Source organism: Acidovorax sp. GW823-FHT05D11, from assembly GCF_058795695.1.
Window position 1 is genome coordinate 5,458,628 of the sequence record NZ_CM179502.1, and the last position, 16,021, is coordinate 5,474,648.

At 70.7% G+C, this 16,021-nt stretch carries 10 protein-coding genes; 8 read left to right on the forward strand and 2 right to left on the reverse strand.

Features of this window, described 5'->3' with window-relative positions; genetic code table 11:
• The first annotated feature begins 4 nt into the window (after nt 1-4).
• Together AC3RCE_RS25185 and AC3RCE_RS25190 are read left to right on the forward strand one after the other, a co-directional pair.
• Nucleotides 5-601, forward strand: a complete 597-nt coding sequence (locus AC3RCE_RS25185) for a hypothetical protein (protein ID WP_492254205.1) — start codon at nt 5-7, stop codon at nt 599-601.
• Between the two features lie 26 nt (nt 602-627).
• Entirely contained in the window at nt 628-1,599 is a 972-nt protein-coding gene (locus tag AC3RCE_RS25190) for an alpha/beta hydrolase (RefSeq protein WP_492254206.1), read from the forward strand.
• A 67-nt stretch (nt 1,600-1,666) separates the two neighbouring features.
• On the opposite strand, the gene uvrA is transcribed toward AC3RCE_RS25190, so the two are convergent.
• Nucleotides 1,667-4,726: an excinuclease ABC subunit UvrA gene (uvrA, locus tag AC3RCE_RS25195; protein WP_218297095.1), complete on the reverse strand. Its 3,060-nt coding sequence runs from the start codon at nt 4,724-4,726 to the stop codon at nt 1,667-1,669.
• 117 nt (nt 4,727-4,843) lie between these two features.
• Here uvrA and cysC point away from each other — a divergent pair, with 117 nt between their 5' ends.
• The 6 genes from cysC to AC3RCE_RS25225 all read left to right on the forward strand — a co-directional run bounded on the left by cysC (nt 4,844) and on the right by AC3RCE_RS25225 (nt 11,348).
• A complete protein-coding gene (gene cysC / locus AC3RCE_RS25200) occupies nt 4,844-5,428 on the forward strand; it encodes an adenylyl-sulfate kinase (RefSeq protein ID WP_369643755.1) in 585 nt (194 codons plus the stop codon).
• A 269-nt stretch (nt 5,429-5,697) separates the two neighbouring features.
• Entirely contained in the window at nt 5,698-6,876 is a 1,179-nt protein-coding gene (locus AC3RCE_RS25205) for an MFS transporter (protein WP_218339409.1), read from the forward strand.
• A gap of 152 nt (nt 6,877-7,028) precedes the next feature.
• Nucleotides 7,029-7,589, forward strand: a complete 561-nt coding sequence (gene ssb, locus AC3RCE_RS25210; RefSeq protein ID WP_369643757.1) for a single-stranded DNA-binding protein — start codon at nt 7,029-7,031, stop codon at nt 7,587-7,589.
• Nucleotides 7,590-7,878: 289 nt separating this feature from the next.
• The gene (locus AC3RCE_RS25215; protein ID WP_492254207.1) at nt 7,879-8,454 is read left to right on the forward strand and encodes a hypothetical protein; all 576 of its coding nucleotides are present in this window, start codon (nt 7,879-7,881) and stop codon (nt 8,452-8,454) included.
• Nucleotides 8,455-8,537: 83 nt separating this feature from the next.
• Nucleotides 8,538-9,251, forward strand: coding sequence for a Bax inhibitor-1/YccA family protein (locus tag AC3RCE_RS25220; RefSeq protein WP_218339407.1), 714 nt, complete (start codon nt 8,538-8,540; stop codon nt 9,249-9,251).
• 456 nt (nt 9,252-9,707) lie between these two features.
• Nucleotides 9,708-11,348 carry a hypothetical protein gene (locus AC3RCE_RS25225; RefSeq protein ID WP_492254208.1) on the forward strand — a complete coding sequence of 547 codons (1,641 nt, stop codon included), beginning with the start codon at nt 9,708-9,710 and terminating at the stop codon, nt 11,346-11,348.
• A 281-nt stretch (nt 11,349-11,629) separates the two neighbouring features.
• Here the strand turns inward: AC3RCE_RS25225 and AC3RCE_RS25230 are convergent, their stop codons facing one another.
• Entirely contained in the window at nt 11,630-15,955 is a 4,326-nt protein-coding gene (locus tag AC3RCE_RS25230) for a cellulose biosynthesis protein BcsC (protein ID WP_492254209.1), read from the reverse strand.
• Between the last annotated feature and the right edge of the window lie 66 nt (nt 15,956-16,021).

Sequence of the window (16,021 nt, forward strand, 5' to 3'; positions counted from 1 at the left end):
CACCATGCCTTTGCCGACACGCCCCGCTGACAACGACCTGCTGCAACGCCCCGCACTGGCAGCGGGTGTGGTGGTGTTCTCCACCCTCACCACCCTGGGGCTGAGCGCCGTGCTGGCGCTGGCCGCCCCCACCGAAGCGCAGGCCCGCACCCGCCGCAGCGTGGAACACAACGCCGATGGCAGCACCACCGCCCGCACCGGTGTGGCCCGCAGCGGCCCGAATGGCGCGGTGCTGCGCGGGCGCACAGCCACCACCGATGGGCAGGGCAACGCGAGCGTGACGAGCCGGGGCGCCGCCGTGGGTGCGCAGGGCGGAGTGGCCGAGCGCCAGGGCAGCACCACCCGACGTGCAGACGGCAGCGCCAGCCACAGCGGCACCGTGTCCGCCCAGAATGCCCAGGGCAGCCTGCAGAGCAGCGGCGGGGCGAGCCGCAACGCCGACGGCACCGTGACGCAGGCCCGCAGCACCACCGCCACCAGCGCGACGACCGGCAACAGCGTGCAGGCGCAAAGCAGCTACAGCAAGGACAACGGCTGGAGCCGCAGCGCCACCTGCTACGACGCGAGCGGCACGGCCTTGGCTTGTCCAACGCGGCCTTGACGCCCTCTGACCTCAGGAGCCTCGCCATGTCCCCGCGCCATCTTCTGACCATGACCGCGCTGGCTGCCCTCACGCTGGCCACCGCCAGCGTGCAGGCCCAGACCACCGCGCAGAACGGCGGCCGCCTGCGCGCCCTCATCGCGCAGAAGCAGGCCGCCGCCGCACCGGCCACGCTGGCCACCGGCGTGCAGCGCATCGCCGATGTGCCCTACGGCGCCGACCCGGCGCAGCGCATGGACGTGTATGTACCCACCAGCCCCACCACAGGAACCAACAGCCTGGTGGCCAGCGCGGTGCGCGCGCCGGTCATCTTCATGGTGCACGGCGGCGGCTGGCGGCATGGCGACAAGGCCATGGGCCGCGTGGTGCAGGAGAAGGTGAACCGCTGGGTGCCCAAGGGCTTCCTCCTCATCTCCATCAACTACCGCATGCTGCCCGATGCCCCCGTGGCCGTGCAGGAGCGCGATGTGCAGGCCGCCCTCATGGCCGCGCAGCAGCGCGCGGGCACCTGGGGCGGAGACCCGAGCCGCTTCATCCTCATGGGCCACTCGGCCGGGGCGCACTTGGTTGCCCTGCTCAATGCCCGCGCCCCGCAGGCACTGCGCGAAGGCGCCTGGCCGTGGCTGGGCACGGTGTCACTCGACAGCGCCATGATGAACGTGCCCGCCCGCATGCGCGCCCCGCACCTGCCGCTGTATGACGACGCATTCGGCGCTGACCCTGCGTATTGGGTGGCCATGTCGCCCTTGCACCAATGGACGGCGGGCGCCCCGCCGATGCAGATGGTGTGCTCGGCCCAGCGTGCGGACGACCCCTGCCGGCAATCCGATGCCATGGCCCGCCATGTGCGCCACCAGGGCGGCCGCGCCGAGGTGCTGCCGCAGGACCTGGACCATGGCGAAATCAACGCCCAACTGGGCCTGGACAGCGACTACACCCGGGCCGTGGAGACCTTCATGGGATCGCTGGACGCCGAGGTGGCCCGCCGCCTGCAGTGATGCAGCGGCAATTTGCTACCAAATCAATAGCTGCTAGCGCTTGATAGATAAGCGCTAGCAGCCATTTTCACTCAGATTTCGCCCGCAGGTAGGGCGCCAGATACCGCCCCGTATGGCTTGCCGGGTTGGCCGCCAGGTCCTCGGGCGTGCCCACCCCCACCACGGTGCCGCCGCCGGCGCCACCTTCAGGCCCCATGTCGATGAGCCAGTCGGCGGTCTTGATGACGTCCAGGTTGTGCTCGATGATGACGATGGTGTTGCCCGCGTCGCGCAGCTGGTGCAGCACCTTGAGCAGCAGGTCGATGTCCGCGAAGTGCAGGCCGGTGGTGGGCTCGTCCAGGATGTAGAGCGTGCGGCCCGTGTCGCGCTTGGAGAGTTCCTGCGCCAGCTTCACGCGCTGCGCCTCGCCGCCCGAGAGCGTGGTGGCGGCCTGGCCCAGGCGGATGTAGGAGAGCCCCACGTCCAGCAGCGTCTGCAGCTTGCGCGCGATGGCCGGCACGTCCTTGAAGAACGCGTGCGCGTCCTCCACGGTGAGCTCCAGGATCTGCGCGATGTTCTTGCCCTTCCACAGAACTTCCAGCGTCTCGCGGTTGTAGCGCTGGCCGTGGCACACGTCGCAGGGCACGTACACGTCGGGCAGGAAGTGCATCTCCACCTTCACCACGCCATCGCCCTGGCAGGCCTCGCAGCGGCCCCCGGCCACGTTGAAGCTGAAACGCCCGGGGCCATAGCCGCGCTCCTTGGCGGTGTTCACCTCGGCCATCAGCTCGCGGATGGGGGTGAACAGGCCAGTGTAGGTGGCCGGGTTGCTGCGCGGCGTGCGGCCGATGGGGCTCTGGTCGACGTTGATGACCTTGTCGAAGTACTCGATGCCCACGATCTCTTCGTGCGCGGCGGGCTCTTCGTGGGCGCGGTAGATCTGGCGCGCCACGGCGGCGTACAGCGTGTCGTTGACCAGGGTGCTCTTGCCCGAGCCCGAGACGCCCGTCACGCAGGTGAGCAGGCCCACGGGGAAGTCCACGGTCACGTTCTGGAGGTTGTTGCCCGTGGCGCCCGCCACGCGCAGCGCCTGCACCGCGCCCTGGCGCGCGTGGTGTTCGGCCATGCGCTCGGCGCGGCGCTTGCTGGCCTCGGTCTGCGGAAAGCGCGACTTGCCCTTGGCCTCCACCACCGGCGCCGCCTGCTCCACCACCGGCAGCCAGGGCGTGCGCCGCTTCGGCACGGCGATGGACAACGTGCCCGACAGGTACTTGCCGGTCAGCGATTCAGGGTGGCTGCGCACCGCGTCGTACGTGCCCTGCGCCATCACGCGGCCGCCGTGCACGCCGGCGCCCGGGCCCATGTCGATCACGTGGTCGGCCGCGCGCATCATGTCCTCGTCGTGCTCGACCACGATCACGCTGTTGCCGATGTCGCGCAGGTGCTGCAAGGTGGCGATGAGCCGGTCGTTGTCGCGCTGGTGCAGGCCGATGCTGGGCTCGTCGAGCACGTACATCACGCCGGTGAGGCCCGAGCCGATCTGCGACGCGAGGCGGATGCGCTGCGCCTCGCCGCCCGACAGCGTCTCGGCGCTGCGGTCCAGGCTCAGATAGTTCAGGCCCACATCGTTGAGGAACTGCAGCCGCGTGGTGATCTCGCGCACCACCTTGTCGGCGATCTCGGCCTTGGCGCCCGTGAGCGTGAGCGCCTGGAACCAGCCGTGCGCGGCGCTGAGCGTGGCGTGGCTCACCTCGAAGATCGCGCGGGCCTGCGCGCCCTCGCCCACCTTCACGTGGCGCGCCTCGCGGCGCAGGCGGGTGCCGTGGCATTCCGGGCAGGGCTGGCTGCTGCGGTAGCGGGCCAGGTCCTCGCGCACCACGACCGAATCGGTCTCGCGGTAGCGCCGCGCCATGTTGGGCAGGATGCCTTCGAACGGGTGCTTCTTGGTGTAGACCTTGCCCTTGTTGGCGCCACTGTCCAGGATGTAGCTGAACGCGATCTCGTCCTCGCCCGAGCCGTGCAGCACGGCATGCTGCACGGCGGCGGGCAGCGACTCGAACGGCGCCTCCACGTCGAAACCGTAGTGCCGCCCCAGACTCTCCAGCATCGCGAAGTAGTAGCCGTTGCGCCGGTCCCAGCCCTTGATGGCGCCGCTGGCCAGGCTCAAGCCGGGGAAGGCCACCACGCGCGCCGCATCGAACACCTCGCGCTGGCCGATGCCGTCGCACGCCGGGCAGGCGCCCATGGGCGAGTTGAACGAGAACAGGCGCGGCTCCAGCTCGGCCAGCGAGTAGCTGCACACCGGGCAGGCGAACTTGCTGCTGAACAGGTGCTCCCGGCCCGTGTCCATCTCCAGCGCGAGCACGCGGCCGTTGCCGTCGTTGCCGCCCACGCGCAGCACGGCCTCGATGCTCTCGGCCAGGCGCTGCTGCATCTCGGGGCGCACCTTCAGGCGGTCGATCACCACGTCGATGCTGTGCTTCTCGGTCTTCTTGAGCGCGGGCAGGCTCTCGTATTCGTAGATGGTGCCGTCCACGCGAAAGCGGATGTAGCCCAGCGCCTGCATCTGCGTGAAGAGCTCGGTGAACTCGCCCTTCTTCTCGCGTGCCACGGGGGCCAGCAGCATGAGGCGCGTGTCCTCGGGCAGCGCCAGCACGGCGTCCACCATCTGGCTCACGGTCTGCGCGGCCAGCGGCAGGCCGTGGTCGGGGCAGTAGGGCGTGCCCGCGCGGGCGTACAGAAGGCGCAGGTAGTCGTGGATCTCGGTCACCGTGCCCACGGTGGAGCGCGGGTTGTGGCTGGTGGCCTTCTGCTCGATGCTGATGGCGGGCGACAGGCCCTCGATCAGGTCCACGTCGGGCTTGTCCAGCCGCCCGAGGAACTGCCGCGCATAGGCCGACAGGCTCTCCACATACCGCCGCTGGCCCTCTGCATACAGCGTGTCGAACGCCAGGCTCGACTTGCCCGAGCCCGACAGCCCCGTGATCACCACGAGCTGGTTGCGCGGGATGTCCAGGTCGATGTTCTTGAGGTTGTGCGTGCGCGCGCCGCGGATGCTGATGCGCTGCTCGCGCAGGGCATGGGCGAGGTAACGGCCAGCGTCGGACGGGGCAGCGGGCTCGGGGAGCGGGGCGGAAGGGGGGTTCACGGTGGGCGCGGCTCTGTGCAGGGAAACCCACCATGATAGGCCAGGCCCGCCGCGCCGGTGGGTGGCGGCCGTCATGCCATTAACATGGCGCCAAGTTCATCCGCACATTCCACCCCAGTGTCCGATCCCACCCCCCATATCCATGCCCAGGCGCTCACCGTCACCCGCAAGGAGCGCGAACAGCTCGGCGGCCACCCCGGACGGGTCATCTGGCTCACCGGCCTGTCCGGGGCCGGCAAGTCGACCATCGCCAACGCGCTGGAAGGCGAACTCCATCGCCAGGGCAAACGCACCTACATCCTGGATGGCGACAACATCCGGCAGGGCCTGAACCGGGACCTGGGCTTCTCCGACGCGGACCGGGCGGAGAACATCCGCCGCATCGCGCAGGTGGCCCGGCTGTTCGTGGATGCGGGGGTGATCGTCGTGGTGGCCTTCATCTCGCCCTTTCGCGCCGAACGCCAGGCGGCCCGGGACCTGTTCGCGGCGGGGGATTTCGTGGAGATCTTCGTCGACGTTCCACTCGCGCTCGCGGAGCAGCGGGACCCCAAAGGCCTGTACCGGAAGGCCCGCACGGGCGAGCTGCGCCAGTTCACCGGCATTGATTCCCCGTACGAGGCGCCGCTGGCCCCGGAGCTGGTGCTGCCCACCGCCGAGCTCACGCCCCGCGAGTGCGTGCAGCGGATCTGCGGCCTGCTGTGAGCCTGCCGCCGCCGTCCGGCAGGGCACCGCCATGGTCCGCTGAACCGGCACCGCGCCGCCCGCGCACCGGCAGGGGCCTGCCGCCAGGCGCCGCCCCCGCAGAGGCCTTCGGCCCCCTTCGCTCGCCCCCGCGGACAGGCGCTTGCGCGCAATGGGCGAAAATCCCCGCTTTACCCGCCCCATAGGGCACCACCGTGCCGGAATCCTCTTCCCCTTCTTTTTTGGGCGCCGCCCCGCAGCCCCCGTCCCCGCCGCCTTCCGACAACGCAATGACACCGCTGGAGCGCCGCTCCAGCGTGAGTCTGGCGCTGATCTTCGCGCTGCGCATGCTGGGCCTGTTCCTGGTCCTGCCGGTTTTCGCGCTGGAGGCACGCAAGTACCCCGGCGGGGACGATCCGGCGCTGGTGGGACTGGCCATGGGCATCTACGGTCTCACGCAGGCGCTGCTGCAGCTGCCGCTGGGCATGGCCTCCGACCGGTTCGGGCGCAAGCGCGTGATCGTGCTGGGGCTTTTGGTGTTCGCCGCCGGCAGCCTGCTGGCGGCGCTGGCCGATTCGCTCACGGGCCTGCTCGCGGGCCGCGCGCTCCAGGGCGCGGGGGCCGTGTCGGCCGCCGTGACCGCCCTGCTGGCCGACCAGACGCGCGACGCCGTGCGCACCAAGGCCATGGCGCTGGTGGGCGGCAGCATCGGCCTGATGTTCGCCGTGGCGCTGGTGGCGGCCCCCGTGCTGGCGGCCCACATCGGGCTGGCGGGCCTGTTCGGCCTGACCTGCGCCCTCGCACTGGCCGGGGTGGCGGTGGTGATCTGGTGGGTGCCTGCGGAGCCCGCGCGGCACGGCGATGCCGCGCGGGGCCGCCTGGCCGACGTGTGGAGCCACCCGGATCTGCTGCGCCTGAACCTGGGCGTGTTCGTTCTGCACACCGTGCAGCTGTCGATGTGGGTGGCCGTGCCGGCCCTGCTGGTGCAGGCCGGCCTCGCCAAGGACCACCACTGGCAGGTCTACCTGCCCGCCGTGGTGCTGTCGTTCGGGGCCATGGGCGGGCTCTTCGCGCTGGAACGCGCCGGCAGGCTGCGCGCGGCGCTGCTGGGCGCCATCGCGCTGGTGCTGCTCGTGCAGGTGGGCCTGGGCACGCTGGCGTCCAGCGCCGCGCCGCCGACGCTGTGGGTGCTGGGGCCGCTGCTGTTCGTCTTCTTCTGCGGGTTCAACGCGCTGGAGGCCAGCCAGCCCAGCCTGGTCTCGCGCATGGCGCCGCCCCAGCTGCGTGGCGCCGCGCTGGGCAGCTACAACACGCTGCAGTCGCTGGGGCTGTTCGCCGGCGGCGCGCTGGGCGGCGCGCTGGTGAAATGGGCCGGGGCTCCGGGCCTGTTCGCGGCGACCGCCGCACTCACGGCCCTGTGGCTGGCGCTGACCTGGCCGCTGCGGCCCGTGGGCCGCGGCGGCCATTGAGCACAACAAGCGGCGGCGGGCCTGGGCACGGCCGGGCGCTGCCGGGTGGGGGCTTCCATTGCCCCCCGCTTGCGGCACAATGGCGCGTTTGGCGCCCGGAAACTCTCTCCAAATCCGGCGCTTTGTTACTTCCTTAAGGCAAAGACAGCACCATGGCATCCGTAAACAAAGTCATCATCGTCGGCAACCTGGGCCGCGACCCTGAAATGCGCACTTTCCCCAGTGGCGACCAGGTGGCCAACGTGACGATCGCCACCACCGACAAGTGGAAAGACAAGCAGTCTGGCGAAATGCGGGAAGCCACGGAATGGCACCGCGTGGTCTTCAACGGCCGCCTCGCCGAGATCGCCGGCCAGTACCTGCGCAAGGGCTCGCAGGTGTACGTCGAAGGCTCCCTGCGCACGCGCAAGTGGACCGACCAGAGCGGCGTGGAAAAGTACAGCACCGAAATCCGCGCCGACCAGATGCAGATGCTGGGCAGCCGCCAGGGCATGGGCGGCCAGGGTGGTGGTGGCCAGCAGGGCGGCGGCTATGACGATGGCGGCTACGGCGGCGGCGACCAGGGCGGCGGCTATGACCAGGCCCCCCGCCGCGCCGCGCCCGCGCCGCGCCCCATGGCGGCACCCGCCCAGCGCCCTGCCCCCGCACCCGCGGCCCAGGCACCGCGCGCGGCCTCGGGCTTTGACGACATGGATGACGACATCCCGTTCTGATGGACCCACCCCTCTTGCAATGACCCGGCCAGGGGCCCGCAGCACGGACGCTGCGGGCCCTTTTTTTTGCCCCGGCGGGCGCCGCGCGGCGCTTTTACACCGGCCGCGGCGCCGCCCACCCCGCCACTTTGTCCAGTGCGGCACCGCCGCAACGGGGCCAACACTTTTTTACATCCGGCGCGCCCAACTCGAAGATCATCTCGTCCTTGCCGGCCGCTGCATCCAGCAGCGGCGGCAATTTCAGCCTGTATCCACAACATTCAAGCAAGAACGAGAGAGAGGGAACGTCATGCCAGGATTCGTCCGCAAGATTCTGATTTTCATCACCGGCTACGCATGGCTGCTGCTGCTGGCCGGCCCGGGCCTGATCGGCCTGTCGCTGTACAGCGGCTGGAAGGCCGAGGGCGACCATGCCTACGCGGCGCGCGAGAGCCTGCAGTCCGTGGCAGGCACCGTGACGCAGGCGTCCGAGGTGACGATCAAGCGCAAGCGCCGCTCCACCAAGAAGTACTACGAAATCAGCGTGAAGCCCGATGCCGCGGGCGCCGAGGAGCGCAAGCTGCGCATCGACTACAGCACGCCCCAGCAGCTGGTTGGCAACCTCATTGACGAGAAGATCACCGCCCTGGTGGACAAGAGCGACAGCGACCTGGTGTACGAAGTGGCGGTCGATGGCAAGCCCGTGATCAGCTACGAGGCGACCCGGCAGCGCCTGCAGGCCGAGGCGGCCTCCTCCGCACGGTCCTTCAGCGGCGCGGGCACCTGGATCTTCGCGATTGTGCTCACCCTGCTGGGCGCCTTGGGCGTGTGGTGCAACCGCAAGCTGCGCGCCGCCGACCAGGAGCAGCAGCTCAGCGCTGCCTGAGAATTTTTCACAGAGAGGGAGGGAGGGGCGCTGTGGCCATGCCCTTCCCCTGTTTTCACAACGATCCAATGGAGGAATGCGCCATGAACCCCAATGCACTGACCCCTTCGACGCCCGAGGGCGCGCCGTTTGAACGGCGCGACTTCATCGTCTCCACCTACAAGCACCTGGGCGCCGCCATGCTGGCCTTCGTGGTGCTTTCCGCCGTGCTGATGGCGACCGGCTTTTCCGGCGCAACGGCCAAGATGCTGCTGGGCAGCGGCAACAAGTTCCTGTGGCTGGGCGTCATGGGCGCGTTCATGCTCGTGGGCTGGCTGGCCTCGTACATGGCCGACAACTCTGAAAACCCGCAAACACAGCTGATGGGCCTGGGCCTGTACGTGCTGGCCGAAGGCCTAATCTTCGCGCCGATGTTCGGCATCGCGCAGATCGTGGCCCCCGGCGCCATCGGGGCGGCGGCCTTCATCACGCTGTTGCTGGTGGGCGCGCTCACCTGGACGGCGTTCACCACCAAGACCGACTTCTCGTTCCTGGGCGGCATCCTGAAGGTGGGGGGCCTGGTGGCCCTGGGCACCATCATTGCCGGCGCCATCTTCGGCTTCAAGCTGGGCATCTGGTTCTCCGGGATCATGGTGCTGTTCGCGGGCGCCTGCGTGCTGTACGACACCTCGCGCATCATCCACGACTACCCCGCCGACCGCCCTGCGGGCGCCGCGCTGCACCTGTTCGCCTCGATCGCGCTGATGCTCTGGTACGTGCTGCGCATCCTGATCAGCCTGGCGACCAACGACGACTGAGCCGAGCCGCCCGCGCGGCCCGCAAGGCCGGACTCCCGCCCGGAGTCCGGCCTTTTTTGTTGAGCGGCCACAGATGGGGCAAGAAAACCGCTCTACCCCTTGGTGGCAAAGCGCAAGAAGCTACAAAAATAATAGCAAACCAGTGCGCGCCACGCCGTGCCCCTGCCGGCCGGGACGCCAGGACACTGCCGGCAGCGGGATGCGCCGGGCCGCCGCGCCCCGCCCAGCAAGCCCGCAGCCCCTTGCGGTGCCCCATTTTCCATCGTCCTTTGGGCCTGCTGCTGGCACAATTGGACACCGCCAGCCAGCCTGCATGCCGCGCATGCGCGCCGGCTGGCGCGCCGAGTGCGCCTTGCGCCATGCCCCGGTGCGGAGGTCTCCAGCACTGCGGCAGGTGCCGTGCTTGCGCACCCGCGCCACCCACCTGCCACCCACTGATCTTTCTTTCTGTCCATCATGCGCAAATCTCTTTGGCTTTCTTTGTCCTGTGCGGCCTTGCTCGCCAGTTGCGGCGGCGGCTCCTCCGATGGAGCGGATGTGGGCCCCGCCCCGGGGGTTCAGCAGTTCCCTGGCGGCGTGTGGGAAGGCACGGTGGGCACGGGCGCGGCGCAGCGCCAGGTCGTGGGCTACATCGATCCGGGTCCGATGGGTACCGGCGGGGAGTTCTACCTGGCGCGCGAAGCTCCTGGCGCGGCGGGCTTCGATGCGCTCTACGGGCGCCTGAATGTCAACGTCACCGCGGTGCTGGCCACCGGCGTGACGTATTTCTCGGTGCAGGACGGCAAATTCGCCACCGGCCTGACGCTGCGCGGCACGGCATCGAACAGCGGCAAGATCGGCCGCACCGACGGCATCAGCGGCAACTACAGCGATCCGGTGCAGACGGCGGCCGCCTCCGGCGCCGTGGTGCCGTTGAAGCTCTCGTACAGCAGCCTCAATTTCCACACCGCGACCGCCACGCTGATCGAGGGCACCTACCGGGGCACGGGCCTGTTTGGCGGCGGATGGGTGCTCACCGTCACTCCCCAGGGCCAGCTCTCGGGCCGCATTGGCGGCTGCCTGGTCACGGGCTCGGCAACGCCCCGCGCCGCGGGCTCGCCCCTGTACTCGCTCACGCTGAACCTCTCCGGCGACACGACCTCCTGCGGGGCCAGCGGCACCCAGCAGTCCGGCATCGCCGTGCTGCGCTTCGACGCGGCGGGCGTACCCAACGGCATCTGGGCGTTCACGCGCAACGCAACGGGCCCCGACAACACCTACACCCTCAACGGCATCGCCGACCCGCGCACCACGACGCCGCCCTCGGCCACGCCGCTGTCCGTGGCGGGCAACTGGCAGGGCGCCTTCACGCTGCCCACAGGCGTGATTGGCGACACGTCCGTCTGGGGCAGCGTGCTCCCGGATGGCGGCCTGTTCTTCTACACCAACAGCAGCCTGGACCACAATGCGCTGTACGGCCGGCTCATCCGCTACGCGAACAATGCGACGAACAACCGCTTCGTGACCGCGAACGACGGGGTGTTCTTCAACCGGCTGCTGGCCAACACGGGCGCCTACAACGAGTCCGTGCTGATCGACGGCACGCTGCAGAGCGCCACGGGCTCCAGCACCGCCAGCCTGTTCACCGGCACCTTCAGCTACCCCACCCAGCCCGGCGGCGCCCCGACCCGCTTCAGCGTCCAGCCCGACCCCCTGTATGCGCTGCCCGCCGGCAAGGTGCCCACCACGGCCCTGATCGTCGGCACCTACAAGATGGCAGGCACCGGCTTTGGCGGTGACACCACGACGCTCACGGTCTTCGCCGATGGCGCGATCACGGGCCTGACCACCAGCGGCTGCGAGGTCGCGGGCAAGCTCCTGGGCGAACTCGGCAGCGGCCTGAACCTGTACCGCGTGGAGGCGTTCGGCTACCTCAACAGCCCGAATGCCCCCATCACCTGCGGCCTGTCGTCCGGCCCGCCGCAGTCCGGTTCAGCGGCTGCGCAGTTCGACGCCAACGGCAACGTGGTCGGCCTGCGCATCCTGACCGCCGGGCTGTCCGTCGCGGGATCGCGCGCCCACACGGTGTTTGTGGGCGCCAAGCAGGCCACGCCCTGAAGGTAAGGGGGTGGCGCCCTGCAGCAAGGCGGGGTGCCACCCGCCGGCCCCTCGCGGGATGGCCATGCAGCCCGGCCGATGGCCTGGCTCCGGCCTCTCGATGGCTTGTGCATGCGATACCTTGCGTGCGTGCAGGCAGGCTGAGGCACACAGGTAGGTAGGCTGGCAAGCAGGCCACACGCGTGGCCGCCAGCAACAAAAAGGCCCGCCGCACTTCATGTGCGGCGGGCCTTTTTGTTGCCTGCAGAAAGCTGGTGGGCCCTCTGGGAAGTTCTGTGGCCTCAGTAGCTATAGGGCGACCGCAACGGGTTGACCGGGAAGGCCTGCAGGCCGCTGTAGGGCTGGAACGCGTACCGCACGTACAGGCCCCCCGCGAATTCGCGGTAGTTGCGCGCGTTGTTGAGCGACAGGTGCCCGCCCAGGAACACCTGCGGGTGCATCTGGTACTCCATGGCGGCGCCCAGGTTGTAGCCCAGGCCCGTGCGGGACTGGCCGGGGTAGATGGCGGTGGCGCCGGTTTCGCCGAAGGCCAGCGCGTCGCTGGCCGCCTGGACGGCACTGGCCTGCCGCGACGGGCTGTTGGGGAAGTACGGTGCCGCGTCTTCCTTGAAGTACTGCACGCCCACCGAGCCCTTGAGCTGGTAGGACAGGCGGCCATTGCGCTGCGCCCATTCGACCGGAATGCCGAAGGACACGAATTGCTGCGGGCTGAAGTACCCGCCGTGGCCCACGGTGAAGTAGCGCAGGTTGCGCTGGTACGACAGGCCCGTGAAACTCAGGCCGGCCGTGAGGTCCTCGTTGGAGGTGCGGTGCACATGCCAGTACATGCCGCCGCCCAGTTCGGCCCGCGCATTGCTGCGCACACGGGTGCCGGTCAGGCCGTGCAGCGAGCCGTAGCCGTACACGCCCAGCTCGCCATCGTCCCAGGTGAGGTCCAGGCGCCCGCCCGTGGCCGACACCCCCCCCCAGCGGTCTCCCGTGCGCGCATCGCGGGCACCGGCGAACGACAGCAGGCTGTCGGTCACCGGGCGGCGCGACAGGTCTCCCGCCACGGTGAGGTTGTCGGTGAGGGCCGTGCGGTATCGCACGCCGGCCGTGACGTCCGACTGGCCGAAGCCCAGCGGCGTGCTGCCGATGTCGGCCCGGAAGCCGCCGTTTTCATAGCCCACGCTCAGCCCGATGCCGCTGTCGCTCTGCGACCCCGCCGCGCGCTCGGGCATGTCCAGCGCGGTGACCGGGCCGCCGCCAAAGCGGCTGACGGTGCCGTACGGAGACCCGGGCGATCCCGCGCTGGTGCCCATGGGGGTCACGCCCAGGAGCAGGTGCCCGTCGCCCACGCTCATCTTCAGCTGGACGGGGGCTTCGATCTCGGAATGCTGGCTCATGCCCGCCTCGCCCTGCCGGGCACGCGCCGTGGCACCGACCGAGAAGCTGGATATCTGGCTTTGCTGGACTTCCCGCAGCTCGTCGCGGGCCGTACGGGGCCGCGCAGGGTCCGGCACGTTGCCCATCCCGGCCGTGGCCCAGGCCGAGGGAGCCGCCGCGGCAGGCGCACCGCCGCGCTGCAGCGGCTGGGGTGCCGCCGCATACCCGCCATAGGCCTGCGCGGGCGTGAGGTAGCCCCCGCTGGCGGCGGGCTGCGCAGGCACCTGGGAGGCGGACGGAGCAGCGTACGCGGGCGCCACGGCCGGTGCCGCGGGCGCGGCGGCGGACGACCGCTGGACGGGGGCCTGTGGCGCCGCGCCGCGTGTCGCCGTGGCGCGGCGCGCGGTGCCTGCGGATGCAGCCGCATCGGCCACCACGGCCGGGCTGGCGGCCTCGGGGTAGTAGCTGGCGGGCGTCATGGGGGCGGCCGGGGCGTAGGCCTGTGGCGCCGTGCCAAAGCGGCTGGCCCCCGCCGGATCCGGAATGTACAGGCCTGCGGGCGCATTGCTGCGCGCCACGGGCTGCGGGGCGTACTGCTGGGGGGTGTAGCCCACCGGCGAGCGCACTGCCGTCGTGGCGGCGCCCGGCACCGACAGCCCACCACCGGCACGCTGGAACTGCTGCCCGGCGCGCTGGGCGAATGGATTCCCGGAGCGCGCCGGACCCGCCGGCACGCCACTGGCGGCCAGCACGGCATCGCGCTGCGCGTTTTCGGCCGCAACGGCCGCCGTGAAGAACTCGGTGGCCTTGGAGTTCTTGCCTTGCGCGCGGTACAGCCGCCCGGTGGCGGTCAGCACCTCGGGATCGCGGGGTGCGCGCGCCAGCGCCACGGACAGCAGCGACTCCGCGTAGCCGTAGTCCTTGGCGCCGGTGGCCATGGCCGCGGTCTGCAGGAGCAGGGACACATCATTGGGCGACTTTTCCAGCAGCCGCGCATACAGCGCCTGCGCCTGGGCATAGTCGTTGTTGGCCGCGTACATGCGGGCCAGCGCCGCCATGGCCAGGGGTTCGTCGGGCTGCTCGGCCAGCAGGGGGGCGAGCGTGTCGTAGGCGGCGACCAGGTCGCCCGCTTCGCGCAGGCCCTCGGCCTGGCGCACGATGTAGGCCCGGCGGATGTCGCTGAAGCTCTTGCGCTCGCGGTCGTTCATGGGGGCGGTCTGCAACTGCCGCAGGATGCCCGCCAGTTCCACGTCCTGCTGGGTCTTGAGCAGGGTCGCCGCGTACTGCAGGCGCAGGCCCACGTCGGGCCGGGCGGTGCGTGCCAGCACCTGGCGCACCATGCCCAGGGCGCGCTGCGGCTCGCCCGCGTCCGCGTAGGCCAGGGCCATGGCCCCCAGCAGCTCGGGATCTTGCGTGGCAAAGGACTCCGCCTGCGCCAGGGCGGCCAGCGCCTCGGACTGCCGGCCTTGCGCCGCCAGCGCCGACGCCGCCGAGGCCTGCACATGCACCCACACGCGCTTTTGCAGCGCGGCGATGTCCCGGGTGCGGTGCTTTTCGGGAATGCGGTCCAGGAGGGCCAGCGCACCCGGCCAGTCACCGGCCTCGGAGGCCAGCAGGGCGCCCGCGTACAGCGCCTCGGGCATGTTGGGGTTGGACAGCAGCAGCCCGTCCATCACGCCGCGGGCCTCGGCCACCGCGCCCATGCGCAGGTACAGGCGCGCGAGGTCCAGCCGCACCCAGGGGCTGGCCGGGTCGTTCAGCAGCGCGTCTTCCAGCGCGGCGCGGGCAGCCGCGACATCGCCGCGCTCCGTGGCGGCGCGCGCCTGGCCCAGGGCCTGCGCGGCGCGCAGGCGCCCCAGGGCGCCCACTTTTTCCTGCTGCGAGGGGGACAGTTTCTCGACGAGCGCCAGCGCTTCGGCGGCCTTGTTGTTCTGCGCCAGCACGCCCACCAGGCCGCGCACCGCGTCGGGGTTGTCGGCCTGGCGCGCCAGCACGCGCCGGTAGGCCGCCTCCGCCGCGTCGTATTGGCCGTCTTCGACCAGCAGGTCCGCCAGATCGCTCTCCGCCGTCACCTCGGCGGGATTGAGCCGCACGGCCTGTTCCAGCGAACGCCGGGCCGCCGCCGTGTCGCCGCGTTCGCGTTCCGTGGTGGCCTGCTCCACCAGGCTCCAGTAGGTGGCGCTGTCCAGGGCCTGCTTCCAGCGGCTGGCCGATCCGGCGCGCGAGGCGCGCTCCAGCAGCCCCCGCGCCTCGGCAAACCGCTCCTGGCGCAGCCGCAGGATGCCCAGGCCGCCCAGGGCGTCGCCATCGCTGGGGCGCGATTCGAGCACGTTCAGGAAGGCGGCCTCCGCCGCATCCAGTTCGCCGTCGTCCAGGGCCTGGAATCCTGCCGTGGTGCGCTGGCGCAGCGGATCGGCCGTGCGGCCGGGAGCGGCCTGGGACTGCTTTTGCAGGTTCTGCGCCTGCACCAGGCGTGTCTGCACCGCCGTGTCGCCAGGATTGGCGCGCAGGAACTCCTGGTACAGCGGGATGTCGGCCGAGCGATTGCCTGTCCAGGCCAGCGCCTTGCGCCAGCTTTCCGTGGCAGCCTTGCCCACGTCGGGACGCCCCGCCAGCCGCGCCAGCTGGGCGATGCCGTCGCGGCGCGTGGACTCGCGGTAGGTCAGGTGCTGCGCCAGGGCCAGCGCGATCTGCGGATCCTCGGGCGACTCCTGCGCCAGGCGGCTCAGGCCGCGGCGGGCTTCGTCCCAGCCGCCCGCCGTGGCGCCCAGGGTCTGGTAGTACTCCAGGGCCAGCGGCCCGGTGGGGGCGCGGTCTCCCAGCGCCGCCTGGTAGGTGCTCAGCGCCTGGCTGGCCTGGCCGCTGCGGGCCTGCTGGCGCGCGGTTTCGATCTGCGGCGCGCTGCGCCCCGTGCGGATGGACTCCTGCAGCCGGCTCACCAGGGGGCTGCGCGGGTGCGCCGCCTGCAGCTGGTTCAGGTAGCGCTGCGCGCCCTCGGGGCGCTGGGCATTGAGCTCCACCAGCGCCATCCCGTACAGCGCCTGGGCATTCTGCGGGTTGATGCGCAGCAGCTTCTGCCATGCCTCGCCCGCCCGCTCGGTGTCACCGCGCTCCTGCCAGTACTGTCCCTGGTCCAGCAGGGTCTGCTCCGCCCCGGTCTGCGCCCAGGCCGCGGCGGGCGCCATCAGCGAGGCCAGCAGCCCCATGGCCAGTGTGTGGTGACGACGACGTTTGGAGGACATGCCTTCCTTCTCCCTGCGAGGTTCCCGGCCACCGAGGTGCCGGGACTGTGTTGCGTGATTCAGAAA

Coding starts and splice junctions, on each gene's coding strand:
- AC3RCE_RS25185 (WP_492254205.1), top strand. CDS start 5: ATGCCTTTGCCGACACGCCCCGCTGACAACGACCTGCTGCAACGCCCC.
- AC3RCE_RS25190 (WP_492254206.1), top strand. CDS start 628: ATGTCCCCGCGCCATCTTCTGACCATGACCGCGCTGGCTGCCCTCACG.
- AC3RCE_RS25205 (WP_218339409.1), top strand. CDS start 5,698: ATGACACCGCTGGAGCGCCGCTCCAGCGTGAGTCTGGCGCTGATCTTC.
- ssb (WP_369643757.1), top strand. CDS start 7,029: ATGGCATCCGTAAACAAAGTCATCATCGTCGGCAACCTGGGCCGCGAC.
- AC3RCE_RS25215 (WP_492254207.1), top strand. CDS start 7,879: ATGCCAGGATTCGTCCGCAAGATTCTGATTTTCATCACCGGCTACGCA.
- AC3RCE_RS25220 (WP_218339407.1), top strand. CDS start 8,538: ATGAACCCCAATGCACTGACCCCTTCGACGCCCGAGGGCGCGCCGTTT.
- AC3RCE_RS25225 (WP_492254208.1), top strand. CDS start 9,708: ATGCGCAAATCTCTTTGGCTTTCTTTGTCCTGTGCGGCCTTGCTCGCC.
- AC3RCE_RS25230 (WP_492254209.1), bottom strand. CDS start 15,955: ATGTCCTCCAAACGTCGTCGTCACCACACACTGGCCATGGGGCTGCTG.